Raw genomic sequence first — 24,297 nt, 5'->3', positions numbered from 1 at the left:
CGGGCATTCTAACAGAAAAGCCCTTTTCATCTAGCCTAGCCGTTGTGCTGCGTGGCGTTCGCTCGGGGGCTTCTGTACCATCTATGCCCCTTTTGCATTTTGTCGGGAGCGGAACTTGCTGCAGAACATTCGCGTGGTTCTGGTCAATACCAGTCATCCCGGCAATATCGGTGGTACGGCGCGGGCCATGAAAAACATGGGGCTGTCGCGCCTGGTGCTGGTCGATCCGCTGGACTTTCCCAGCAGCGAAGCGGTGGCACGCGCCTCCGGGGCGACCGATGTGCTCGAGGCGGCGCAGGTGGTGAACACCCTGGAAGAGGCGCTGGTCGGCTGCACCGTGGTGCTCGGCACCAGCGCCCGGGATCGGCGCATTCCCTGGCCGCTGCTCGATCCGCGCGAATGTGCGACCACCAGCCTGGAGCATGTACAGGCCGGTGGCGAGGTGGCCCTGGTGTTCGGTCGCGAATACGCCGGGCTGACCAACGAAGAGCTGCAGCGCTGTCACTTCCACGTGCATATCCCAGCCAATCCCGAGTTCAGCTCGCTGAACCTGGCCACGGCCGTGCAGGTGCTGGCCTACGAGGTGCGCATGGCCTGGCTGGCTGCCCAGGGGCAGCCGACCAAGATGAGCAAGGTAGAGGCGGCGGTACCGCTGGATGCGCAGCCGGTGACGGCGGACGAGCTGGAACTGTTCTATGGCCACCTGGAAAGTACCCTGGTGGCGATCGGTTTCCTCGATCCGCAGCATCCGCGCCATCTGATGTCGCGCCTGCGCCGCCTGTACGGGCGGGCCGACGTCAGCAAGCTGGAGATGAACATTTTGCGCGGTATCCTCACGGAGACCCAGAAAGCAGTGCGTGGCGAGCCACACAAGCGGAGAGAAGATGATGTTTGAGCGTGTGCGCGAAGATATCCAGAGCGTTTTCCATCGCGACCCGGCGGCGCGCAATGCCTTCGAAGTGTTGACCTGCTACCCGGGCCTGCATGCCATCTGGCTACACCGTCTGGGGCATGCCTTGTGGGGGCGCGGCTGGAAGTGGCTGGCGCGCCTGGTGTCCAACTTCGGGCGCTGGCTGACCGGCATCGAGATCCATCCGGGGGCGAAGATCGGCCGGCGTTTCTTCATCGATCACGGCATGGGCATCGTCATCGGCGAGACCGCCGAGATCGGCAATGACGTCACCCTGTACCAGGGGGTGACCCTGGGTGGCACCAGCTGGAACAAGGGCAAGCGCCATCCGACTCTGGAAGATGGTGTGGTGGTCGGTGCTGGTGCCAAAGTGCTCGGTCCGTTCACCGTCGGTGCGGGGGCCAAGATCGGCTCCAATGCGGTGGTCACCAAGGCGGTGCCGGCTGGCGCTACGGCAGTGGGGATCCCGGGGCGGATCATCGCCAAGGCGGATGACGAGCAGGAAGCCAAGCGCCAGGCCATGGCCGAGAAGCTCGGTTTCGATGCTTATGGCGTTAGTCAGGACATGCCTGACCCGGTGGCGCGTGCCATTGGTCAGCTGCTCGACCACCTGCAAGCGGTCGACTCGCGCCTGGAGGGTATGTGCGGGGCGCTCAAGGCTCTGGGCAGTGATTACTGCGCCAAGGAATTGCCGGCGCTGCGCGACGAGGATTTCGAGGGTGTATGCAAGGAGCAGGGCGACAAGCCTGCCGCCTGATGCCGTGCGGGGCTGAGTCTGCTATGATTCGCGCCCCGTACCGCGCCTAAATCCGACTATTTTGATCGGTCTTATAGTTGACCTAAATAGTCGGAAAAGGGGATACTTGCGGCAATCCAGCGAATCCGTGGTATCCACCATGCGACTGACCACCAAAGGCCGTTACGCCGTTACCGCCATGCTCGACCTGGCGCTGCATGCGCAGCACGGGCCGGTTTCGCTGGCGGATATTTCCGAGCGTCAGGGCATCTCCCTGTCCTATCTGGAGCAACTGTTCGCCAAGCTGCGTCGCGGCAACCTGGTCAGCAGTGTGCGTGGTCCCGGTGGTGGCTATCAGCTGTCGCGCGACATGCAGGTGATCCAGGTGGCTCAGGTGATCGATGCGGTCAATGAGTCGGTGGATGCTACCCGTTGCCAGGGGCTTGGCGATTGCCACTCCGGCGATACCTGCCTGACCCACCACCTGTGGTGCGACCTCAGCCAGCAGATTCACGAGTTCCTCAGTGGTATCAGCCTGGCTGACCTGGTGACTCGCCGAGAGGTGCAGGAAGTTGCCCTGCGCCAGGATCAGCGCCATTGCGGCGGCAGGACGCCTCGCCTGGATAAGATTGAAGCGTCCGCCGTCGATTGAGCGGGGCGCCAGCCCGAATAGGAGACACCTGATGAGATTGCCGATTTACCTCGACTACTCCGCCACCACTCCGGTCGATCCGCGCGTTGCGCAGAAGATGAGCGAGTGCCTGCTGGTGGATGGCAACTTTGGCAACCCGGCCTCGCGCTCCCACGTGTTCGGCTGGAAGGCCGAAGAGGCCGTGGAAAACGCCCGCCGCCAGGTCGCCGAGCTGGTCAATGCCGACCCCCGCGAGATCGTCTGGACGTCCGGTGCCACCGAGTCCGACAACCTGGCCATCAAAGGCGTCGCGCACTTCTACAGCACTAAAGGCAAGCACATCATCACCTCGAAGATCGAGCACAAGGCGGTGCTGGACACCACCCGCCAGCTCGAGCGCGAAGGCTTCGAAGTCACCTACATCGAGCCGGGCGAAGATGGCCTGATCACCCCGGCCATGGTCGAGGCGGCGCTGCGTGACGACACCATTCTGGTGTCGGTGATGCACGTCAACAACGAGATCGGCACCATCAACGACATCACCGCCATCGGCGAGCTGACCCGCTCGCGCGGCGTGCTGTTGCATGTCGACGCAGCCCAGTCCACCGGCAAGGTCGAGATCGACCTGGAGAAGATGAAGGTCGACCTGATGTCCTTCTCCGCGCACAAGACCTACGGCCCGAAAGGCGTTGGTGCCCTGTATGTGCGCCGCAAGCCGCGCGTGCGCCTGGAAGCCCAGACCCACGGTGGCGGCCACGAGCGCGGCATGCGCTCCGGCACCCTGGCGACCCACCAGTGCGTCGGCATGGGCGAGGCCTTCCGTATCGCCAAGCAAGAGATGGCGCAGGAAAACCAGCGTGTTCTGGCCCTGCGCGACCGCTTCTACAAGCAGCTCGAAGGCATGGAAGAGCTGTACGTCAACGGCAGCCTGACCCAGCGCGTGCCGCACAACCTGAACCTCAGTTTCAACTATGTCGAGGGCGAGTCGCTGATCATGGCGCTCAAGGATCTGGCGGTCTCCTCCGGTTCCGCCTGTACCTCCGCCTCGTTGGAACCGTCCTATGTGCTGCGCGCACTGGGGCGCAACGACGAGCTGGCGCACAGCTCGATCCGTTTCACCTTCGGTCGCTTCACCACCGAGGAAGAAGTCGATTACGCGGCCAGCAAAGTGGCTGATGCGGTGAACAAGCTGCGTGAGCTGTCGCCGCTGTGGGACATGTTCAAAGAAGGTGTCGACATCTCCAAGGTCGAATGGCAGGCACATTGATTTTCGAGTCGCCTGTAGAGCGGCACCTGATGAGAGAGGAATTGCACCATGGCTTACAGTGAAAAGGTCATCGACCATTACGAGAACCCGCGCAACGTCGGCAAGATGGATGCCGAGGATCCGAACGTCGGCACCGGCATGGTTGGCGCCCCGGCGTGCGGCGACGTGATGCGTCTGCAGATCAAGGTCAACGAGCAGGGCGTGATCGAAGACGCCAAGTTCAAGACCTACGGCTGCGGTTCGGCCATCGCTTCCAGCTCCCTCGCCACCGAGTGGATGAAGGGCAAGACCCTGGACGAGGCGGAAACCATCAAGAACACCCAGCTGGCCGAAGAACTGGCGTTGCCGCCGGTGAAGATCCACTGCTCGGTGCTCGCCGAGGACGCCATCAAGGCGGCCGTGCGCGACTACAAGCAGAAGAAAGGCCTGGTCTGAGTTCGTTGTCGCGTAAGGAGTTGCCATGGCTATCAGCATGACCGAAGCGGCCGCGCGCCACGTGCAGCGCTCCCTCGAGGGGCGTGGCAAGGGCGAGGGCATTCGCCTGGGCGTTCGCACCACCGGCTGTTCCGGGCTGGCCTATGTGCTGGAGTTCGTCGATGAAGTGGCGGGCGAGGATCAGGTCTTCGAGAGCTTCGGGGTCAAGGTGATCATCGATCCCAAGAGCCTGACCTACCTGGACGGCACTGAGCTGGACTTCGTGCGCGAGGGGCTCAACGAGGGCTTCAAGTTCAACAACCCGAACGTGCGTGGCGAATGCGGCTGCGGCGAGAGCTTCAACGTCTGAGGCCGGTTGTGGGTAGTCCCTGTCATTTTGCCCTGTTCGATCTGCAGCCCGGCTTTCGCCTGGATCTTCAGCAGTTGTCGGCGCGCTATCGCGAACTGGCCAAGGCCGTGCATCCGGATCGCTTCGCCGATGCCAGCGAGCGCGAACAGCGTCTGGCGCTGGAGCATTCGGCCAGCCTCAACGAGGCCTACCAGACCCTGAAGAACGCGCCGCGCCGTGCGCTCTACCTGCTGGCTCTGCGCGGCCGCGAGCTGCCGCTGGAAGTCACGGTGCAGGATGGCGAGTTCCTCCTGCAGCAGATGCGTTGGCGCGAGGAGCTGGAAGAGCTGCAGGACGAGGCCGATCTGGCCGGGGTGGCGACGTTCAAGCGCCGTCTGAAAGCGGCTCAGGATGAGCTCGACGAAGGTTTTGCCGCCTGCTGGGATGATTCTGCGCGCCGTGAAGAGGCCGAGCGCCTGGTGCGGCGCATGCAGTTCCTCGACAAGCTGGCCCACGAAGTGCGCGATCTGGAAGAGCGCCTCGACGATTAACCGAAGTGCGGCCCCGGTCGCGCACCTGACATTCAGAGCATCATGGCCCTACTGCAGATCGCCGAGCCCGGCCAAAGCCCTCAGCCCCACCAGCGTCGCCTGGCCGTGGGTATCGATCTGGGCACCACCAACTCCCTGGTCGCCGCCGTGCGTAGCGGTCTTTCGGCGCCTCTGGCGGATGCTGCCGGGCAGGTGATCCTGCCGTCGGCGGTGCGCTATCACGCCGACCGCGTCGAGGTGGGCCAGGCGGCCAAGGCGGCGGCGCCCAGCGATCCGCTGAACAGCGTGCTGTCGATCAAGCGCCTGATGGGGCGCGGCCTGGAAGACGTCAAGCAACTGGGCGAGCAGCTGCCTTACCGTTTCGTCGGCGGCGAATCGCACATGCCGTTCATCGACACCGTGCAGGGCGCCAAGAGCCCGGTGGAAGTCTCCGCCGAAATCCTCAAAGTCTTGCGCCAGCGTGCCGAGGCGAGCCTGGGTGGCGAGCTGGTGGGGGCGGTGATCACCGTGCCGGCCTATTTCGACGATGCCCAGCGCCAGGCCACCAAGGATGCCGCGCGCCTGGCCGGCCTGAATGTCCTGCGCCTGCTTAACGAGCCGACCGCTGCGGCCGTGGCCTATGGTCTCGACCAGCAGGCCGAAGGCGTGGTCGCCATCTATGACCTGGGTGGTGGCACCTTCGATATTTCCATCCTGCGCCTGAGTCGCGGGGTGTTCGAGGTGATGGCTACCGGCGGCGACAGCGCCCTGGGTGGCGACGATTTCGACCATGCCATCGCCGGCTGGATGATGCAGCAGGCCGGGTTGTCCACGGATATCGACCCGGGCACCCAGCGCAGTCTGCTGCAGGCCGCCTGTGCGGCTAAGGAAGCGCTGACGGCGGCCGACTCGGTCGCCCTGGCCCATGGCGACTGGCGCGGCGAGCTGAGCCGCGCGCAGTTCGAGGCGCTGATCGAACCGCTGCTGGCGCGCAGTCTCAAGGCCTGCCGCCGTGCGGTGCGCGATGCCGGGATCGAGCTCGACGAGGTCGAGGCGGTGGTCATGGTCGGCGGTTCCACTCGCGTGCCGCGCGTGCGCGCCGCCGTGGGTGAGCTGTTCGGGCGTACGCCGCTGACCGATATCGACCCCGACCAGGTGGTGGCCATCGGCGCTGCGATCCAGGCCGATACCCTGGCCGGCAACAAGCGCGGCGAGGGCGAGGAGCTGCTGCTGCTCGACGTGATTCCGCTGTCCCTGGGGCTGGAGACCATGGGCGGCCTGATGGAAAAGGTCATTCCGCGCAACACCACGATTCCGGTGGCGCGCGCGCAGGACTTCACCACCTACAAGGATGGCCAGACGGCCATGATGATCCATGTGCTGCAGGGCGAGCGCGAGCTGATCAGCGACTGCCGCTCCCTGGCGCGCTTCGAGCTGCGTGGCATTCCGCCGCTGGTGGCGGGTTCGGCCAAGATCCGCGTGACCTTCCAGGTGGATGCCGACGGTCTGCTTAGTGTTTCCGCCCGCGAGCTGGGGTCGGGAGTGGAGGCGAGCATCCAGGTCAAGCCGTCCTACGGCCTGACCGATGGCGAGATCGCCCGCATGCTGCAGGATTCCTTCCAGAACGCCGGTGGCGACAAGGAGGCGCGCGTGCTGCGCGAGCACCAGGTCGAGGCGCGGCGTCTGGTCGAGGCGGTGCAGGCGGCCCTGGAGGCCGATGGCGAGCGCCTGCTGGATGCCGAAGAGCGCATGGTCATCGACCTGCAGGTGCAGGAGCTGATCGGGCTGCTGGAAGGCAGTGACGGCTACGCCATCGAGCAGCAGACCAAGCGCCTGTCGCAAGTCACTGACGCCTTTGCTGCGCGCCGCATGGATTCGACGGTGAAGGCCGCTCTGGCGGGGCGCAATCTGAACGAAATCGAGGATAACTGATGCCGCAGGTCATTTTTCTGCCACACGAGAAGTTCTGTCCTGACGGCATGGTTGTCGAGGCTGAGCCCGGCACGTCCATTCTCGAGCTGGCCCACGAACACCATATCGAGATGGAAAGTGCCTGTGGCGGCGTCTGTGCCTGCACCACCTGCCACTGCATCATTCGCGAGGGCTTCGATTCGCTGGAAGAGGCGGACGAGCTGGAGGAGGACTTCCTCGATCGCGCCTGGGGTCTGGAAGCGCAGTCGCGCCTGGCCTGTCAGGCGATAGTCGGGACGGAAGACCTGACCGTCGAGATTCCCAAGTACTCGCTCAACCATGCCGCCGAGGCGCCGCACTGATTCAAGGAGCTGTCATGAGCCTGAAATGGACTGACGTGCTGGATATCGCCATCGAACTGGCCGAAAGCAAGCCGGATACCGATCCGCGCTACGTCAACTTCGTCGATCTGCACCGCTGGGTGCTGGCTTTGCCGGACTTCAGCGACGATCCGCAGCGCGGTGGCGAGAAGGTTCTGGAGGCCATCCAGGCCGCCTGGATCGAAGAAGCCGAGTAAGCTGCCGCGCCCTTGGGCGCTGCCCTACGCATTTTTCCCTAACCCGCGTATAATTCGCGGGTTTACTTGTTCGCTTTAATCCTTGTTTTCGGAGTTTCACATGGCTGTTCAACGCACTTTCTCCATCATCAAGCCGGATGCCGTTGCCAAAAACGTAATCGGCGAAATCACCACCCGTTTCGAAAAAGCCGGCCTGCGCGTCGTTGCTTCGAAAATGGTTCAACTGTCCGAGCGCGAAGCTGCTGGCTTCTACGCCGAGCACAGCGAGCGTGGCTTCTTCAAGGATCTGGTCGCCTTCATGACCTCCGGCCCGGTCATCGTTCAGGTTCTGGAAGGCGAAGACGCCGTTCTGAAAAACCGTGAGCTGATGGGCGCCACCAACCCGAAAGAAGCCGCTGCCGGTACCATCCGCGCCGATTTCGCCGTTTCCATCGACGAAAACGCTGTACACGGTTCCGACTCCGAGGCTTCCGCTGCTCGCGAGATCGCCTACTTCTTCGCCGCCACCGAGGTGTGCGCTCGCATTCGCTAATCGCGACCAGGCGAGGGTGAAGCCATGACTGAGACTGCCGGTAAAACCAACCTGCTGGGGCTGACCCAGCCGGAAATGGAAAGCTTCTTCGAGTCGATCGGAGAGAAGCGCTTTCGCGCCGGCCAGGTGATGAAGTGGATTCACCATTTTGGCGCCGAAGATTTCGACGCCATGAGCAATCTCGGCAAGGCCTTGCGCGAAAAGCTCAAGGACTGCGCCGAGATTCGCGGCCCCGAAGTGGTCAGCCAGGACATCTCCAGCGATGGCACCCGTAAATGGGTGGTGCGCGTGGCGTCCGGCAGCTGCGTTGAGACCGTGTACATCCCGCAAGGCGGCCGCGGCACCCTGTGTGTGTCCTCGCAGGCTGGCTGTGCGCTGGATTGCAGCTTCTGTTCCACCGGCAAGCAGGGCTTCAACAGCGACCTGACTGCCGCGGAAATCATCGGCCAGGTGTGGATTGCCAACAAATCCTTCGGCACCGTACCGGCCAAGATCGACCGTGCCATCACCAACGTGGTGATGATGGGCATGGGCGAGCCCCTGTTGAATTTCGACAATGTCGTACCGGCCATGCAGATCATGATGGATGATCTGGGCTACGGCATTTCCAAGCGCAAGGTGACTCTGTCCACCTCTGGCGTGGTGCCCATGATCGACAAGCTGGCGACCGTCACCGACGTGTCTCTGGCCCTGTCGCTGCACGCACCGAACGACGAGCTGCGCAACCAGTTGGTGCCGCTCAACAAGAAATACCCGCTGGACGTGCTGTTGGCTGCCTGCCGCCGTTACATCGATGGCCTGGGCGAGAAACGTTTCCTGACGGTGGAATACACCCTGCTCAAGGACGTCAACGATCAGCCCGAGCACGCTGCGCAGATGATCGCACTTCTCAAGGATTTTCCTTGCAAGATCAATCTGATTCCGTTTAATCCCTTCCCCTTCTCCGGTTACGAACGGCCGAGCAATAACGCCATTCGCCGCTTCCAGGATCTACTGCACAAGGCTGGCTTCAACGTCACCGTGCGTACCACGCGCGGCGACGATATCGATGCCGCTTGTGGGCAGCTGGTCGGTCAGGTGCAGGATCGCACCCGGCGTAGTGAGCGCTATATCGCTGTTCGTCAGCTGGGCAGCGAGGCCGAGACGCCTCGCAATGCTGCCAATCGAACCTGAAGGGAGGACATCCATGACCTTGCGTGCTGCGCTGTGCCTGTTTCTGACCGTGATCCTGGTGGGCTGCGTCAGAACCGGCGGGCCTGTCGATCCGTTGAGCACCCAGAAAGGGCGTGACGAAGCCCGCGATGCCTATATTCAGCTGGGTATTGGTCATCTCAACCAGGGCTCCACCGAAAAGGCCAAGGAGCCGCTGCGCAAGGCACTGGATCTCGATCCCAAGAGCGCCGACGCCCATGCCGCGCTGGCCCTGGTGTTCCAGCGCGAGATGGAGCCGAAGCTGGCCGACGAGCACTACCGCAAGGCGATTGCCTTGAGCGATAACAATGCCCGCCTGCTGAACAACTACGGTGGCTTCCTCTACGAGGAAAAACGCTACCCGGAGGCCCAGGAGCAATTCCTCAAAGCGTCCCAGGACACCCTCTACTCCGAGCGTTCGCGGGTATTCGAGAACCTCGGCCTGACGGCCCTGAAGCTGGGCCAGCGCGAGCAGGCCAAGCACTATTTCGAGCGCGCCCTGCGGATGAACAGCCAGCGTCCGCTGGCGTTGCTGCAGATGGCACAGCTGTCGTACTCGGACAAGGACTACGTGTCCTCCCGTGCCTACTATCGCGGCTTCAGCCAGCAGGGCAAGCAGACCCCGGAAAGCCTGCTGCTCGGCATCCGCCTGGCCAAGGTGTTCGATGATCGCGACCAGGCGGCCAGCCTGGGCCTGCAGATGAAACGTCTCTATCCGGGCACTCCGGAATATCAGCAATTCCTCTCGGAGCAATAATGAAGGCCTCGCATCCTGAAGTAGCGGTGGCGACTCGTGCCAATCCTGGCGAGATGCTGCGCAAGGCACGCGAAAACAAGAACTGGGCACTGACCGATGTGGCCGCCCAGCTCAACCTGACGGCGCAGGCGCTGCGTCAGCTCGAGGCTGGTGCTTTCGACCAGCTGCCCGGGCATACCTTCTCCCGTGGCTACATCCGTTCCTATGCCAAGCTGCTGGGCATGGATGGCAACCGCCTGGTGCAGGAATTCGACCAGTACACCGGTACCGATGCCCAGGGCAGCAGCGTAGCCAGCCTGGGCCGGGTCGAAGAGCCGGCGCGGGCCTCGCAGGGCCTGCTGCAGGCCTTCAGCGTGGTGGTTCTGCTGGGCCTCGGCGCTGCCGGATTCTTCTGGTGGCAGGGCGAGTCGCATGAAGCCGGTGGCGCTCTCTCGGGTGCCAATATCGAGCACGTGGAAGTCGATGCCGCCGATGGCACCACCGAAATCCATCCGCTCAGCGAGCTGGAAGACCAGGCCGTGGCGCAAGTCCAGGGCGGCGAGGAGGGCGAAGCCCCTGTGCTGCCGACCGAGGTCGCGCCGGAAGCAGCAACCCCGGGCGAGCCTGCAGCCGCCGAAGGCCAGGCTGCCCAGCCGGCCGTGCCGGCAGCCCCGGCTGCTGCTGCGCCGGCTCAAGCGGCTGGCACCGCTCCGGCCAGCGCTGTACCCGCGCTGACGCCGCCTGCAGCGGCGCCCGCGCTGCCGAACAATCCCGCTCCTGCCGTGACCGAAGCGCCTGTCGCCCCGGCTGCACCTGCCGTTGCGCCTGCCGAGTCCGCTGCTGCAGTGGCTCCGGCTGCCGTGGCCGGCATGGGCCGGGTCAGCCTGATGTTCAGCGCCGACTGCTGGGCCCAGGTCACCGATGCCGACGGCAAGCTGCTGCTCAGCGCCCTCAAGCGCAAGGGCGAGAGCCTGGAAGTCACCGGCAAGGCCCCTCTGGAACTGCGTCTGGGCTATGCCCGCGGCGCGGTGGTCAGCTTCAACGGCCAGCAGGTCGATATCGCCCCCTTCACCCATGGTGAAACCGCCCGCCTCAAACTGGGGCAGTGAGCCTGAGCATGCATTGCGAATCTCCTATCAAACGCCGCCTGTCCCGCAAGATCTGGGTCGGCTCGGTGCCGGTCGGCGGTGATGCGCCGATCGCGGTGCAGAGCATGACCAACACCGATACCTGTGATGTGGCTGCCACCGTCGGCCAGATCCGCCGCCTGGAAGATGCCGGCGCGGACATCGTGCGTGTATCGGTGCCGGACATGCAGGCCGCCGAGGCCTTCGGCAAGATCAAGCAGCAGGTACGCGTGCCGCTGGTGGCCGACATCCACTTCGACTACCAGATCGCCCTGCGTGTGGCCGAGCTGGGCGTCGATTGCCTGCGTATCAACCCGGGCAACATCGGTCGTGAAGACCGCGTCCGCGCCGTAGTCGAAGCGGCCCGCGACAAGGGCATCCCGATCCGCATCGGGGTCAATGCCGGTTCGCTGGAAAAGGATCTGCAGAAGAAATACGGCGAACCGACCCCGGCCGCCCTGGTCGAGTCGGCGCTGCGCCATGTCGAGCACCTCGACCGCCTGAACTTCCCCGACTTCAAGGTCAGCGTGAAGGCCTCCGACGTGTTCATGGCCGTCGAGGCCTACCGCCTGCTGGCTACCCAGATCGAGCAGCCGCTGCACCTGGGCATCACCGAGGCCGGCGGCCTGCGCTCCGGTACGGTGAAGTCGGCCGTGGGCCTGGGCATGCTGCTGGCCGATGGCATCGGCGACACCATCCGTATCTCCCTGGCTGCCGATCCGGTGGAGGAGATCAAGGTCGGCTACGACATCCTCAAGTCGCTGCGCCTGCGCTCCCGCGGCATCAACTTCATCGCCTGCCCGAGCTGCTCGCGGCAGAACTTCGATGTGGTCAAGACCATGAACGAGCTGGAGTCCCGCGTCGAAGACCTGCTGGTGCCGCTCGACGTGGCGGTGATCGGTTGCGTGGTCAACGGCCCCGGCGAAGCCAAGGAGGCCCATATCGGCCTCACCGGTGGTACGCCGAACAACCTGATCTACATCGACGGCAAGCCGGCGCAGAAACTGACCAACGACAACCTGGTGGACGAGCTGGAGAAGCTGATCCGCCAGAAAGCGGCCGAGAAGGTCGAAGCCGATGCGGCCGTGATCGTCCGCGGCTGATTTAAGGACACCCTGTGAGCAAGACCCTGCAAGCCATCCGTGGCATGAACGACATCCTGCCGGAGCAGACTCCGGCCTGGCGCTACCTGGAAGGCACCTTCGCGGCCCTGCTCGATGGCTACGGCTATCAGGAAATCCGCCTGCCCATCGTCGAGTACACCGAGCTGTTCGCCCGCGGTATCGGCGAGGGCACCGACGTGGTCGACAAGGAGATGTACACCTTCCTCGACCGCAACGAGGAGTCCCTGACCCTGCGTCCGGAAGGCACCGCCGGCTGCGTGCGCGCCGTGCTCGAGCATGGCCTGACCGGTGGTGGCCAGGTGCAGAAGCTGTGGTACACCGGGCCGATGTTCCGCTACGAGAAGCCGCAGAAAGGCCGTTACCGCCAGTTCCACCAGATCGGCGTGGAAGTCTTCAACCAGCCTGGCCCGGATATCGACGCCGAGCTGATCGTGCTCACCGCGCGCCTGTGGCACAAGCTCGGCCTGGCCGATGCGGTGACCCTGCAGCTCAACAGCCTGGGCTCCAGCGAAGCGCGCGCGACCTATCGCGATGCCCTGGTGGCCTACCTGCAGGAGCGTTTCGAGCAGCTCGACGAAGACAGCCAGCGCCGCCTGACCACCAACCCGTTGCGCATCCTCGACAGCAAGAATGCCCAGACCCAGGCCCTGCTGGCCGATGCGCCGACCCTGCACGACTACCTGGATGAAGAGTCGCGCGCGCATTTCGATGGCCTCAAGGCGCGCCTGGATGCGGTCGGCATCCGCTACGAGATCAACCCGAAGCTGGTGCGCGGCCTGGATTACTACGGCCGTACCGTGTTCGAGTGGGTTACCGACAAGCTCGGCTCGCAGGGTACCGTGTGCGCCGGCGGTCGTTACGACGGTCTGGTCAGCCAGTTCGGCGGCAAGCCGACCCCGGGCGTGGGCTTCGCCATGGGCGTCGAGCGCCTGGTGCTGCTGCTGGAAACCCTGGAGCTGATCCCGGCCGAACTGAACAACCCGGCGGACGTCTACCTGTGCGCCTTCGGCGAGCCGGCCGAGCTGGCCGCCCTGGCCCTGGCCGAGCGTCTGCGCGATGCCCTGCCGGGTCTGAAACTGCTGGTCAACGCCGGCGCCGGCAGCTTCAAGAGCCAGTTCAAGAAGGCCGACAAGAGCGGCGCGCGCTACGCCCTGATTCTGGGTGACGACGAACTGGCCAGTCGCGTGGTAGGTTGCAAACCTTTGCGCGCCGATGGCGAACAACAAAGCATTGCCTGGGATGCGCTCGCACAGCATCTCGGCGCCTGCCTGGCGCAGGCTCAAGCACAAAGCGAATAAGGAGCTACTGGGGTGAGCATGACCGAAGAAGAACAGATTGCGCAGCTGAAGGACTGGTGGCAGCGCAACGGCAAGCCCCTGCTGACCGGCGGTGCGCTGGCCCTGGCGCTGGTATTCGGCTGGCAGGCCTGGCAGTCCTACCAGACCCGTCAGGCCCAGGGGGCCTCGGAGGTCTACCAGCAACTGCTGGAAACCAGCCTGACCCCCGATGGCCAGCCGGATGCCGGCAAGGTCGCGGAGCTGGCCAGCAAGCTGAAGAGCGAGTTCGCCGGTAGCCACTACGCCCAGTACGGCAGCCTGTTCGTGGCCAAGGTGGCCGTCGAGGCCGGCAAGCTGGATGACGCTGCCGCCGAGCTCAAGCTGCTGCTGGACAAGCCGGTGGATGCCACCGTCGGCGAGCTGGCGCGCCAGCGCCTGGCGCGTGTACTCGCCGCCCAGGGCAAGGCCGAGGACGCTCTCAAGCTGCTCGACGGCGAAGCGGACAAGGCCTGGCAGGCCAGCCGCGAAGAACTCAAGGGCGACCTGCTGGTGCAGCTCGGCCGTACCGACGATGCCCATGCCGCCTACCAGAAAGCCAAGGACTCCCTGGCCGAAGATGCGGCCGTGGGTGGTCTGCAAATGAAACTCGACGACCTGGCCAAAGGGGATGCGTGACGTGATGCGCTGGAAGAATGCCGCAGTGCTGGCCCTGGCCGTGATGGCCGTGGGGTGCAGCAGCAACAGCAAGAAGGAACTGCCGCCGGCCGAGCTGCCCGACATCCAGGAAGAAGTGCGCCTGGATGCCCAGTGGAGCCGCTCCATCGGTGATGGCCAGGGCGATATCTACAACCTGCTGACCCCGGCCGTGGACGGCGATCGCCTGTACGCCGCCTCGGCGGACGGCGAGGTGGTGGCCCTGGATCGCCTGACCGGCGACAAGACCTGGGAAGTCGACCTCGACCTGCCGGTATCCGGCGGTGTTGGCGCCGGCTACGGCCTGGTGCTGGTCGGTACCCTGAAAGGCGAAGTGATCGCCCTCGACGCCAGTACCGGTGAAGAGAAGTGGCGTTCGCGGGTGACCAGCGAAGTGCTGTCGGCCCCGGCGACCAACGGTGACGTGGTGGTGGTGCAGACCCAGGACGATCGCCTGATTGCTCTGGATGCCAGTACCGGCAGCCAGCGCTGGATCTTCGAAAACACCCCGGCGGTGCTGACCCTGCGTGGCACCAGCGGCCCGGTACTGACCAACCGCCTTGCCATCGCCGGCCTGTCCAGCGGCAAGGTGATCGCCCTCGACACCCAGCGCGGCATCCCGGTGTGGGAGCAGCGCGTGGCTGTGCCGAAAGGCCGTTCCGAGCTGGAGCGCGTGGTCGATATCGACGGCAACCTGCTGCTCTCCGGCGGCACCCTGTACGTGGTGACCTACCAGGGCAAAGTGGCCGCGCTCGACGTCGACAGCGGTCGCCCGCTGTGGGATCGCGATGCGTCCAGCTATGTCGGCCTGGCCCAGGGCTTCGGCAACGTCTACGTCAGCCAGGCCAACGGCAGCGTCGAGAGCATCGACGAGCGTTCCAACTCGGCGCTGTGGAACAACGACGCCCTGGCGCGCCGCCAACTGTCGGCGCCGGAAGTGTTCTCCAGCTACGTGGCAGTCGGTGACTTCGAAGGCTACCTGCACCTGCTGAGCCAGGTGGATGGTCACTTCGTCGGTCGCGAGAAGATCGATGGCGACGGTGTGCGTGTGCGCCCGCTGGTGGTTGGTGACTGGATCTATGCCTACGGCAACAGCGGCAAGCTGGTCGGCCTGACCATCCGCTAAGCTGTTTTGCAATGTCCGGCCGCTGCCGTTCTACGGCAGCGGCCTTTGTTTTTGTTTACGTTACGATCTAGCGAGCTAGAGCCAGGCTAGGCGGGGCGGGGACGAGAGTGCGGAGTTTACATCTGGTAAATGAGCATCCAAGTCCCCGAACCAACGACGCATGGCCGACGCGCAGCAGATCGTTGAATCGGAGGAGCCAATGGTTCCGGTAATCGCCCTGGTGGGCCGCCCCAACGTCGGCAAGTCGACTCTGTTCAACCGTCTGACCCGCAGCCGCGATGCCATTGTCGGTGACCTGGCCGGCCTGACCCGTGATCGCCAGTATGGCGAAGCCAAGTGGGAAGGGCGCAGCTACATCCTGGTCGACACCGGCGGCATCACCGGCGACGAGGAGGGCATCGACGAGAAGATGGCCGAGCAGTCGCTGCTGGCCATCGAAGAAGCCGACGTGGTGCTGTTCCTGGTCGACGCCCGTGCCGGCCTGACCGCCAGCGACCAGATGATTGGCGAGCACCTGCGCAAGCGCAACAAGCGCAGCTTCCTGGTGGTGAACAAGATCGACAACATCGATCCGGACATCGCCCGCGCCGAGTTCGCCCCGATGGGCATGGGCGAAGCCCTGCCGATCGCCGGTGCCCACGGCCGCGGCATCACCCAGCTGCTGGAAGCGGCGCTGGGGGATTTCCCCCGTGACGCAGAAGAAGACGTCAGCGACGAGCACGTTGCCGAAGGCGAGGAAGCCAAGCGTATTCCCGGCCCGAGCGAAAAGGACGGGATCAAGATCGCCATCATCGGCCGTCCCAACGTCGGCAAGTCGACCCTGGTCAACCGCATGCTCGGCGAAGAGCGGGTGGTGGTGTATGACCAGCCCGGCACCACCCGCGACAGCATCTACATCCCGTTCGAGCGCAACGACGAGAAGTACACGCTGATCGACACCGCCGGCGTGCGCAAGCGCGGCAAGATCCACGAGGAAGTGGAAAAGTTCTCGGTGGTGAAGACCCTGCAGGCGATCAAGGACGCCAACGTGGTGATCTTCGTCATGGACGCGCGCGAAGGCGTGGTCGACCATGACCTCAACCTGCTTGGCTTTGCCATCGAGTCCGGCCGTGCGCTGGTCATCGCCCTGAACAAGTGGGACGGCATGGAACCGGGCGAACGCGACTTCGTGAAGACCGAGCTGGAGCGCCGGCTGTTCTTCGTCGACTACGCCGACATCCACTTCATTTCCGCCCTGCACGGCACGGGCGTGGGCAATCTGTACAAGTCGGTGCAGGCCTCGTTCAAGTCGGCGATCACCCGCTGGCCGACCAGCCGCCTGACCCAGATCCTCGAGGACGCGGTGCAGGAGCACCAGCCGCCGATGGTCAGCGGTCGCCGCATCAAGCTGCGCTATGCCCACCTCGGTGGCGCCAACCCGCCGCTGATCGTGATCCACGGCAACCAGGTGGACGCCGTACCGAAGTCCTACACCCGCTACCTGGAAAACACCTACCGGCGCGTGCTCAAGCTGGTCGGTACGCCGATCCGCATCGAGTACAAGGGCGGCGAGAACCCCTACGAGGGCAAGAAGAACACCCTCACCGACCGCCAGGTGAACAAGAAACGCCGACTGATGAGCCACCACAAGAAGGCCGAGAAGAAGCGCAAGGACAAGCGCTGATTCTTCCGGTGTTGGCCAAAGGCGCAGCAGCATAAGCTTCTGCGCCTTTTTCATAAGTGCGGCTGCTGCATCAGGCGGCGGCCATCGGCTATCCTCGCGGCTCGCCTAACGCCAGCAGGAAGTCCCGATGCTCGCCAGCAAGCTGCCCAATGTCGGCACCACCATCTTCACCCGCATGTCCCAGCTCGCCGCGGAAACCGGCGCCATCAACCTGTCCCAGGGCTTTCCCGACTTCGACGGCCCGCAGGCCCTGCGTGAAGCGGTGGCCCGCCATGTGCTGGAGGGGCGCAACCAGTACTGCCCGATGACCGGCCTGCCGGCCCTGCGTCAGCAGGTGGCGGCCAAGATCGCCCGCAGCTATGGCGTGCAGCGCGATGCCGACAGCGAGATCACCATCACTCCCGGCGCCACCGAGGCGATCTTCTGCGCCGTGCAGGCGCTGATCCACCCGGGCGACGAGGCCATCGTCCTCGACCCCTGCTACGACAGCTACGAGCCCTCGGTCGAGCTGGCCGGTGGGCGCTGCGTGCACGTGCCGCTGGCGTTGCCGGACTTCGCCGTGGACTGGCAGCGCCTGGCCGATGCCATAAATGACCGGACGCGGCTGATCTTCATCAACTCGCCGCACAACCCCAGCGGCGCGTTGCTCGGCCGCGCCGATCTCGATCAGCTGGCGGCGCTGATCCGTGGCCGCGATATCCATATCATCAGCGACGAGGTCTACGAGCACCTGATCTTCGACGGCGCCCGCCACGCCAGCGTGCTGGCCCACGAGGAGCTGTACGCCCGCGCCTTCGTGGTCAGCTCGTTCGGCAAGACCTACCACGTCACCGGCTGGAAGACCGGCTATGTGGTGGCGCCGCCGGCGCTGACCGCCGAGCTGCGCAAGATCCACCAGTACGTCAACTTCTGCGGGGTGACACCGCTGCAGCATGCGCTGGCCGATTTCATGGCGGTAAGCCCCGAGCATGTCGAGGAGCTGCCGGCCTTCTATCAGGCCAAGCGCGACCTGTTCTGCGACCTGCTGGCCGGCTCGCGCTTCAACTTCACCCGTGCGCCAGGCACCTACTTCCAGCTGGCCGACTACTCGGCGATTCGCCCCGACCTGGGTGACGTGGCCATGGCCGAATGGCTGACCCGCGAGCACGGCGTGGCGGCCATCCCGGTGTCGGTGTTCTACCAGCAGGCCCCGGCCGAGATGCGCCTGGTGCGCTTCTGCTTCGCCAAACGCGAGGAGACGCTGCGCCTGGCAGCGGAAAAACTATGCGCGATCTGAGCCAACTGCCCGACCTCGAACTGGCGCTGATCCAGAGCGAACTGGACTGGCACGACGCCGCCGCCAACCGTGCGCGCTTCGAACCGCTGCTGGAACAGGCCCGTGGCGCCGACCTGGTGGTGCTGCCGGAGATGTTCAGCACCGGCTTCTCCATGCACTCGGCCGAGCTGGCCGAGGCCGAAGACGGCCCGACCACGGCCTGGCTGCGCGAGCAGGCCCGGCGTATCGGCGCGGTAGTCACCGGCAGCCTGATCATCCAGGCTGCCGACGGCAGCTACCGTAACCGCCTGCTATGGGCGCGTCCGGATGGCTCGCTGGCGCACTACGACAAGCGCCACCTGTTCCGCATGGCCGGCGAACACAAGCACTACCGCGCCGGCGAGGAGCAGGTGCTGCTGGAACTGAAAGGCTGGCAGGTGCGCCCGCTGATCTGCTACGACCTGCGCTTCCCAGTGTGGAGTCGTGATGCCGGCGGCACCGACCTGCTGCTGTACACCGCCAACTGGCCGGGCGCACGGCGCCAGCACTGGAACCGCCTGCTGCCGGCGCGGGCGATCGAGAACCTGTGCTACGTGGCCGCGGTGAATCGCATCGGCAGCGACGGCAATGGCCACCCCTACAGCGGCGACAGCCAGGTGCTGGATTTCCAGGGCGAAACCCTGCTGGCGCCGGGCGAGGCGGGCGGAGTGTTCCGCGTCACCCTCAGTGCGGCCAATCTGGCGGCCTACCGCGAGCGCTTCCCGGCGCATCTGGATGCTGATAGTTTTTCCCTCACCCCTCCCTGACTTCAGGAATGCCCCGCATGGATGCCAACAACCCGTTCCAGACCCCGAGTGCCGAGCTGGTCAGTGCTGATTCTGTAGCGCAAGGGCAGAAGCTCTACAGCCTGGCCGCCATCGGCCTGGCGACCTTCTTTGGTACGCCGCTGGCCGGCGCCTATGTGCTCAACCACAACCTCAAGGCACTGGGCCTGCTGGACAAGCTCAAGACCAGCTGGGTAATGGCCGGCGTTTGCCTGCTGGCGGTGCTGCTGATCAGCTTCATGCTGCCGGATGGCACGCCGAATAGCGGTTTCGCCGTGGCCCAGGTCATGGCCATGTACTACTACGCCAAGCAGTTGCATGCCCCGGCCCTGGAGGCGCATCGCGCGCAGCAGGGGGCGTTCTTCTCCAACTGGCGCGCGGTGGGCATCGGCTTGCTGTTCCTGGTCGCCGTGCTGCTGGTGCTGGTGCCGGTACTGATGCTGAGCGGCCTGGTCTGAGCCGGGCGCACCCATGCAAAACCCGCCGATTGGCGGGTTTTGTGTTTTCAGGGAGCACGCAGAGCGTTGATCAGGCCAGGCTGGCCATATCGATCACGAAGCGGTATTTCACATCGCTTTTCAGCATGCGCTCGTAGGCCTGGTTGATCGCCTGCATGGGGATCATCTCGATATCCGAGACGATGTTGTGGGCGGCGCAGAAATCGAGCATCTCCTGGGTCTCGGCGATGCCGCCGATCAGCGAGCCGGCGATGCGGCGGCGCTTGAAGATCAGGCCGAACACGTCCGCCGGCGGGTGCGGCGAATCCGGGGCGCCGACCAGGCACAGGGTGGCGTCGCGCTTGAGCAGGTTGAGGAAGGGGTTGAGGTCGTGCGGTGCGGCCACGGTGTTGAGGATGAAGTCGAAGCTATTGGCGTGGGCAGCCATCTCCTCGGCGTTCTTCGATACCACCACCTCATGGGCACCCAGGCGCAGGGCGTCCTCACGCTTGTTCGGCGAGGTGGTGAACAGCACCACGTGAGCGCCCATGGCGGCGGCGATCTTCACGCCCATGTGGCCCAGGCCACCCAGGCCGACGATGCCGACTTTCTGGCCCGGGCCGACCTGCCACTGACGCAGCGGTGAATAGGTGGTGATGCCGGCGCACAGCAGTGGCGCCACGGCGGCCAGGTTGTCGGTGTGGCTGATGCGCAGGACGAAGCGCTGGTCGACCACTATGTGCTGGGAGTAGCCGCCGAAGGTGTTCTCACCGCCGAATACCGGGCCGTTGTAGGTGCCGGTGAAGCCGCTCTCGCAGTACTGCTCCAGGCTCTCGCCGCAGGAGGCGCAGTGGCGGCAGCTGTCGACCATGCAGCCGACGCCGGCGACGTCGCCGACCTTGAACTTGGTGACATTGCTGCCGACAGCAGTGACCTTGCCGACGATCTCGTGGCCCGGCACCGAAGGGTAGAAGGTGTTGTTCCACTCGTTGCGCGCGGTGTGCAGGTCGGAGTGGCAGACGCCGCAGTAGAGAATATCGATGGCCACGTCGTCCGGGCCGACGGCGCGGCGCTGGATCTCGATGGGGGCCAGCGGGGTGTGTGGGGCCTGGGCGGCGAAGGCGAGGGTCTTGCTCATGGAGTTCTCCTTGGCGAGTCGGTAAGCCAGGGAGAGGTTAGGGCAGGGGCGTGATCGCCGGCTTGCACAATCCTGCCGAATCCATGCCCAGAGTTACGGGCATGAAAAAGGGGGCCGCAGCCCCCTCGATCATCTGTTACCGACTCAGGCGGCCTGGGCCTCGGCCTGGCTCATGGCGCGGTTGAGGGCGCTGAACAGGGCGCGGAAGGTCGCGGTGGTCAGGTTCTCGTCGATGCCGATGCCGTGCAGCGGGCGCCCGCCATTCAGGCGTACCTCGATGTAGGCGACGGCCTGGGCGTTGGTGCCGGCGCTGATGGCGTGCTCGTGGTAGTCCATGATCTCGACGCTCAGCGGCAGGGCGGCGACCAGGGCTTCCAGCGGGCCCTTGCCGGTGCCGTGCTTGCGGCGCAGCTCGCCGTTGAAGGTTACGTCGACGTCGACATTGCAGATGCCGTTCTCTTCCTGCAGGCGATGGCTCTTCAGCACGTAGGGGCTGTTGGCCTTGAGGTACTCGTTTTCCAGCAGGCTGTAGATTTGCGCAGCGGTCATTTCCAGGCCGAGGCGGTCGGTTTCCTTCTGCACCACCTGGCTGAACTCGATCTGCATGCGGCGCGGCAGGCTGATGCCGTATTCCTGCTCGAGCAGGAAGGTGATGCCGCCCTTGCCGGACTGGCTGTTCACCCGGATCACTGCCTCATAGTCGCGGCCGATGTCGGCCGGGTCGATCGGCAGGTACGGTACTTCCCACACGCCTTCCGGATCCTGCTGGGCGAAGCCCTTGCGGATGGCGTCCTGGTGCGAGCCGGAGAAGGCGGTGTGCACCAGGTCGCCAACGTACGGATGGCGCGGGTGCACCGGCAGCTGGTTGCACTCTTCCACCACCTTGCGCACGGCATCGATGTCGGAGAAGTCCAGCTCGGGGTTGACGCCCTGGGTGTAGAGGTTCAGCGCCAGGGTCACCAGGCAGACGTTGCCGGTGCGCTCGCCGTTGCCGAACAGGCAGCCTTCGACGCGGTCGGCGCCGGCCATTACTGCCAGCTCCGAGGCGGCTACGCCGGTGCCGCGGTCGTTGTGGGTGTGCACGCTGATCAGCACGCTGTCGCGGCGGTCGACGTGGCGGCCGAACCACTCGATCTGGTCGGCGTAGTTGTTCGGCGTGGCGCACTCGATGGTGGCCGGCAGGTTGAGGATCAGCTTCTGTGCCGGGGTCGGCTGGAACACGCCGATCACCGCGTTGCACACCTCGACGGCGAAGTCGATTTCGGTGGAGCTGAACACTTCCGGCGAGTACTCGAAGCCCCACTGGGTCTCCGGCTGCGCGGCGGCCAGGCGCTTGATGATCTGCGCGGCGTGGGTGGCGATCTCGACCACGCCGGCCTTGTCCTGGTTGAAGACGATGCGGCGGAAACTCGGCGCGGTGGCGTTGTAGTAGTGGACGATGGCCTTCTTGGCACCCTTGAGCGACTCGAAGGTGCGGGTGATCAGGTCTTCACGGGCCTGGGTCAGCACCTGGATGGTCACGTCGTCAGGGATGTGGCCGCCTTCGATCAGCTCGCGGACGAAGTCGAAGTCAGTCTGCGAGGCGGACGGGAAGCCCACTTCGATTTCCTTCAGGCCCACGGCGACCAGGCACTTGAAGAAACGCATCTTCTTCTCGGCGTCCATCGGCTCGATCAGCGACTGGTTGCCGTCGCGCAGGTCGGTGGACAGCCAGATCGGCGCCTTGTCGATGATCTTGTCCGGCCAGGTGCGGTCGGGGATCTGGATCTGGGTGAAGGGGCGGTATTTCTTCGACGGGTCTTTGAGCATGGTCATGACGAAAATCCTTGGGTCGGCAGGCAGGCCGGGTAAAACGAAAAGGGGCGAAACGGCGGGGCGAGCGGTTTAGCCACGCAGTCGCGGGCTGACCAGGCGCTGGCAGGCGTGTTGACGCAGGAGAATGAGGGTATGGGCGATGTTCATACTGCCAACCCTAAAGCTATAGGTTAAAGCTGGCAAGTCGTGCTGGAAAAACGGTGATTTATTGCTCTGTTATCCAGTTGGTGGGAATAAATGCCAGGTTTTCAGGTTTTTCTGCGGCTGAATTGCGAGGCGTTTTTGCCCCGCCAGGCCTGAGCGCTGGCCATGGCCCTGACGCCGGCGGGTGGCCGGCGTCAGGGGGAGGGCGCCTGTCTCAGCTGGCGTAGGCGTACTCGCCGCCTTTTTCCAGGGCGCGCCGGTAGGCCGGGCGGGCATGGATGCGTTCGAGGAAGGCTTTGAGCCGCGGCCGGCTGCCATCCAGGCCGCCGCGCGAGGTGGCTGCTTCCAGCGGGAAGCTCATCTGGATGTCGGCGGCGCTGAAAGTCTCGCCGGCGAACCAGGTGCTTTTGCCCAGCTCGCCTTCCAGGTAGTCCAGGTGCAGTTGCAGCTGCGGGTTGATCAGCGCGCGCTTGACCTTCTGTGCAATGCCGCGGGCAATCGGCTTGATGAAGAAGGGCATCGGGCTGCTTTCCACCTTGTCGAACACCAGCTTGAGCAGCAGCGGTGGCATGGCCGAGCCTTCCGCGTAATGCAGCCAATAGTTGCAGCGCAGGCGCTCGGGGCTGCCGGCTGGTGGCAGCAGATCCTGGCCGTAGCGGTTGGCCAGGTAGTCGATGATGGCGCCGGACTCGGCCAGGGTCAGCTCGCCGTCGCTGACCACCGGCGACTTGCCCAGCGGGTGCACGGCGCGCAGTTCCGGCGGGGCGAGCATGGTCTGGGGATCGCGCTCATAGCGCTGGATCTGGTACTCCACGCCCAGTTCTTCGAGCAGCCAGAGGATGCGCTGCGAGCGCGAGTTGTTCAGGTGGTGGACGATGATCATCATGGCTCCTGGTCGGGGACGATGCCGATGGCCATGTACAGCGCGTCACTCAGGGCGATCAGCGGGTAGCCGTCACTTATACGTGTGGGGGCAGGCCGTTGCTAGGGGCTGGTGCTGGCACGGGCGCGCCGAAGCGGCAACAGAGCCTAGGGTTTGAATGCGCCGATAAAGATCGCCGGGTCGACCCGCGCGTCGTTGAGGCTGACGTTCCAGTGCATGTGCGGGCCGGTGGCACGCCCGGTGCTGCCGACCCGCCCGAGCACGGCGCCGCGCGCCAGCTCCTGGCCCAGCTGCACCTCGACCTTGGACAGGTGGCAGAACATGCTGATCAGGCCCTGGCCGTGGTCGACGAACACGGTGCGGCCGTTGAAGAAGTAGTCGCCGATCAGAATCACCTTGCCGGCGGCGGGGGCCTTGATCGGTGTGCCGGCGCCGACGGCGAAGTCCAGGCCGGCGTGCGGGTTGCGCTCCTCGCCATTGAAGAAGCGGCGCACGCCGAAAGGGCTGGAGAGCGGGCCGGCCACCGGCTTGTCGAGCAGCAGGTTGCTCGGCTGGCGCGGGCTGAACTGCTGGTAGGCGCGGGTCTGCTCGGCCAGTTCGCGCTCGATGCGCGCTAGGTTCTTCGGGCTCGGATTGACCTGTTCCTGGTTCTTCAGGGTGATGTGCTGCTCGCGGTAGCGCTTGGTGCCGACCTGGAAATTCAGGGTTCGGCCGCCTGCCTCGATCTGCTGCGGGCCCGGTTTTACCGTCAGCGGGATACCGACTATGGCGATCCAGCGTTGGCCTTCTTCCTTCACCACCAGCACCGGCTTGCCCTGGTAGCGCGCTTGCGGCGCGACAGGGCCGTCGCCCAGGTCGAGCACCGCCACGCCGCCGGGCACCGGCTTGTTCAGCAAACGGGTGATGAAACCTTCTGCCTGTACGGGCAGGGCAAGGCACAGCAGCAGGGCGAGCAAGGCACTCCGTAGGAGCGAGCTCTGCTCGCGAATATTGGCAGCCATAAGGCT

At 64.8% G+C, this 24,297-nt stretch carries 26 protein-coding genes; 22 read left to right on the top strand and 4 right to left on the bottom strand.

Going from position 1 to position 24,297, the window contains the following annotated elements; translation table 11 throughout:
* Positions 1-115: 115 nt before the first annotated feature.
* The 22 genes from trmJ to A9179_RS17620 all read left to right on the top strand — a co-directional run bounded on the left by trmJ (position 116) and on the right by A9179_RS17620 (position 19,331).
* Positions 116-895: a tRNA (cytosine(32)/uridine(32)-2'-O)-methyltransferase TrmJ gene (gene trmJ / locus A9179_RS17725; protein WP_187807535.1), complete on the top strand. Its 780-nt coding sequence runs from the start codon at positions 116-118 to the stop codon at positions 893-895.
* Positions 888-1,667 carry a serine O-acetyltransferase gene (gene cysE, locus A9179_RS17720; RefSeq protein ID WP_262410742.1) on the top strand — a complete coding sequence of 260 codons (780 nt, stop codon included), beginning with the start codon at positions 888-890 and terminating at the stop codon, positions 1,665-1,667. The genes trmJ and cysE overlap by 8 nt, the downstream gene beginning before the upstream one ends.
* A 139-nt stretch (positions 1,668-1,806) precedes the next feature.
* Positions 1,807-2,298, top strand: a complete 492-nt coding sequence (gene iscR, locus A9179_RS17715) for a Fe-S cluster assembly transcriptional regulator IscR (protein ID WP_187807533.1) — start codon at positions 1,807-1,809, stop codon at positions 2,296-2,298.
* A gap of 31 nt (positions 2,299-2,329) precedes the next feature.
* Positions 2,330-3,544: an IscS subfamily cysteine desulfurase gene (locus tag A9179_RS17710; protein ID WP_187807532.1), complete on the top strand. Its 1,215-nt coding sequence runs from the start codon at positions 2,330-2,332 to the stop codon at positions 3,542-3,544.
* 48 nt (positions 3,545-3,592) lie between these two features.
* Entirely contained in the window at positions 3,593-3,979 is a 387-nt protein-coding gene (gene iscU / locus A9179_RS17705) for a Fe-S cluster assembly scaffold IscU (protein WP_069517686.1), read from the top strand.
* Between the two features lie 25 nt (positions 3,980-4,004).
* Positions 4,005-4,328: an iron-sulfur cluster assembly protein IscA gene (gene iscA, locus A9179_RS17700; RefSeq protein ID WP_187807531.1), complete on the top strand. Its 324-nt coding sequence runs from the start codon at positions 4,005-4,007 to the stop codon at positions 4,326-4,328.
* Between the two features lie 8 nt (positions 4,329-4,336).
* Positions 4,337-4,858, top strand: coding sequence for a co-chaperone HscB (gene hscB / locus A9179_RS17695; RefSeq protein ID WP_187807530.1), 522 nt, complete (start codon positions 4,337-4,339; stop codon positions 4,856-4,858).
* Between the two features lie 42 nt (positions 4,859-4,900).
* On the top strand, positions 4,901-6,769 hold the full coding sequence (hscA, locus tag A9179_RS17690) for a Fe-S protein assembly chaperone HscA (protein ID WP_187807529.1): 1,869 nt from the start codon (positions 4,901-4,903) through the stop codon (positions 6,767-6,769).
* The gene (gene fdx, locus A9179_RS17685; RefSeq protein WP_187807528.1) at positions 6,769-7,110 is read left to right on the top strand and encodes an ISC system 2Fe-2S type ferredoxin; all 342 of its coding nucleotides are present in this window, start codon (positions 6,769-6,771) and stop codon (positions 7,108-7,110) included. Before hscA ends, fdx begins: the two co-directional genes overlap by 1 nt.
* A 14-nt stretch (positions 7,111-7,124) precedes the next feature.
* Positions 7,125-7,325 (top strand): Fe-S cluster assembly protein IscX, encoded by a 201-nt coding sequence (gene iscX / locus A9179_RS17680; protein WP_187807527.1) that lies wholly within the window; start codon positions 7,125-7,127, stop codon positions 7,323-7,325.
* Between the two features lie 100 nt (positions 7,326-7,425).
* Positions 7,426-7,857 carry a nucleoside-diphosphate kinase gene (gene ndk / locus A9179_RS17675; protein ID WP_090442892.1) on the top strand — a complete coding sequence of 144 codons (432 nt, stop codon included), beginning with the start codon at positions 7,426-7,428 and terminating at the stop codon, positions 7,855-7,857.
* A gap of 24 nt (positions 7,858-7,881) precedes the next feature.
* Positions 7,882-9,030 carry a dual-specificity RNA methyltransferase RlmN gene (gene rlmN / locus A9179_RS17670; protein ID WP_187807526.1) on the top strand — a complete coding sequence of 383 codons (1,149 nt, stop codon included), beginning with the start codon at positions 7,882-7,884 and terminating at the stop codon, positions 9,028-9,030.
* 13 nt (positions 9,031-9,043) lie between these two features.
* Positions 9,044-9,805 carry a type IV pilus biogenesis/stability protein PilW gene (gene pilW / locus A9179_RS17665; protein ID WP_187807525.1) on the top strand — a complete coding sequence of 254 codons (762 nt, stop codon included), beginning with the start codon at positions 9,044-9,046 and terminating at the stop codon, positions 9,803-9,805.
* Positions 9,805-10,893, top strand: coding sequence for a RodZ domain-containing protein (locus A9179_RS17660; protein ID WP_187807524.1), 1,089 nt, complete (start codon positions 9,805-9,807; stop codon positions 10,891-10,893). The genes pilW and A9179_RS17660 overlap by 1 nt, the downstream gene beginning before the upstream one ends.
* 8 nt (positions 10,894-10,901) lie before the next feature.
* Positions 10,902-12,014, top strand: coding sequence for a flavodoxin-dependent (E)-4-hydroxy-3-methylbut-2-enyl-diphosphate synthase (gene ispG, locus A9179_RS17655; protein WP_187807523.1), 1,113 nt, complete (start codon positions 10,902-10,904; stop codon positions 12,012-12,014).
* A 14-nt stretch (positions 12,015-12,028) separates the two neighbouring features.
* The gene (gene hisS, locus A9179_RS17650; protein ID WP_187807522.1) at positions 12,029-13,333 is read left to right on the top strand and encodes a histidine--tRNA ligase; all 1,305 of its coding nucleotides are present in this window, start codon (positions 12,029-12,031) and stop codon (positions 13,331-13,333) included.
* 18 nt (positions 13,334-13,351) lie between these two features.
* On the top strand, positions 13,352-13,987 hold the full coding sequence (locus A9179_RS17645; RefSeq protein WP_187807521.1) for a YfgM family protein: 636 nt from the start codon (positions 13,352-13,354) through the stop codon (positions 13,985-13,987).
* Positions 13,980-15,131 (top strand): outer membrane protein assembly factor BamB, encoded by a 1,152-nt coding sequence (gene bamB, locus A9179_RS17640; protein ID WP_187807520.1) that lies wholly within the window; start codon positions 13,980-13,982, stop codon positions 15,129-15,131. The genes A9179_RS17645 and bamB overlap by 8 nt, the downstream gene beginning before the upstream one ends.
* Before the next feature lie 199 nt (positions 15,132-15,330).
* Positions 15,331-16,794, top strand: a complete 1,464-nt coding sequence (gene der / locus A9179_RS17635; RefSeq protein ID WP_187807519.1) for a ribosome biogenesis GTPase Der — start codon at positions 15,331-15,333, stop codon at positions 16,792-16,794.
* A 127-nt stretch (positions 16,795-16,921) separates the two neighbouring features.
* Positions 16,922-18,070 (top strand): pyridoxal phosphate-dependent aminotransferase, encoded by a 1,149-nt coding sequence (locus A9179_RS17630; protein WP_187807518.1) that lies wholly within the window; start codon positions 16,922-16,924, stop codon positions 18,068-18,070.
* Positions 18,058-18,855, top strand: coding sequence for an amidohydrolase (locus tag A9179_RS17625; protein ID WP_187807517.1), 798 nt, complete (start codon positions 18,058-18,060; stop codon positions 18,853-18,855). Before A9179_RS17630 ends, A9179_RS17625 begins: the two co-directional genes overlap by 13 nt.
* 17 nt (positions 18,856-18,872) lie before the next feature.
* A complete protein-coding gene (locus A9179_RS17620; RefSeq protein ID WP_187807516.1) occupies positions 18,873-19,331 on the top strand; it encodes a hypothetical protein in 459 nt (152 codons plus the stop codon).
* Between the two features lie 70 nt (positions 19,332-19,401).
* On the opposite strand, the gene A9179_RS17615 is transcribed toward A9179_RS17620, so the two are convergent.
* From A9179_RS17615 to A9179_RS17600, 4 genes are all read right to left on the bottom strand, one after another.
* Positions 19,402-20,448, bottom strand: coding sequence for an NAD(P)-dependent alcohol dehydrogenase (locus A9179_RS17615; protein ID WP_187807515.1), 1,047 nt, complete (start codon positions 20,446-20,448; stop codon positions 19,402-19,404).
* Positions 20,449-20,592: 144 nt separating this feature from the next.
* The gene (gene leuA / locus A9179_RS17610; RefSeq protein ID WP_187807514.1) at positions 20,593-22,263 is read right to left on the bottom strand and encodes a 2-isopropylmalate synthase; all 1,671 of its coding nucleotides are present in this window, start codon (positions 22,261-22,263) and stop codon (positions 20,593-20,595) included.
* 358 nt (positions 22,264-22,621) lie between these two features.
* The gene (locus tag A9179_RS17605; RefSeq protein WP_187808623.1) at positions 22,622-23,290 is read right to left on the bottom strand and encodes a glutathione S-transferase; all 669 of its coding nucleotides are present in this window, start codon (positions 23,288-23,290) and stop codon (positions 22,622-22,624) included.
* Positions 23,291-23,436: 146 nt separating this feature from the next.
* Positions 23,437-24,291, bottom strand: a complete 855-nt coding sequence (locus A9179_RS17600; protein ID WP_187807513.1) for a M23 family metallopeptidase — start codon at positions 24,289-24,291, stop codon at positions 23,437-23,439.
* Between the last annotated feature and the right edge of the window lie 6 nt (positions 24,292-24,297).

Source organism: Pseudomonas alcaligenes, assembly GCF_014490745.1.
Lineage (GTDB): Bacteria > Pseudomonadota > Gammaproteobacteria > Pseudomonadales > Pseudomonadaceae > Aquipseudomonas > Aquipseudomonas alcaligenes_C.
Note: the sequence above shows the minus strand (reverse complement) of the source record. Positions and strands in the feature narration are given on the sequence as shown.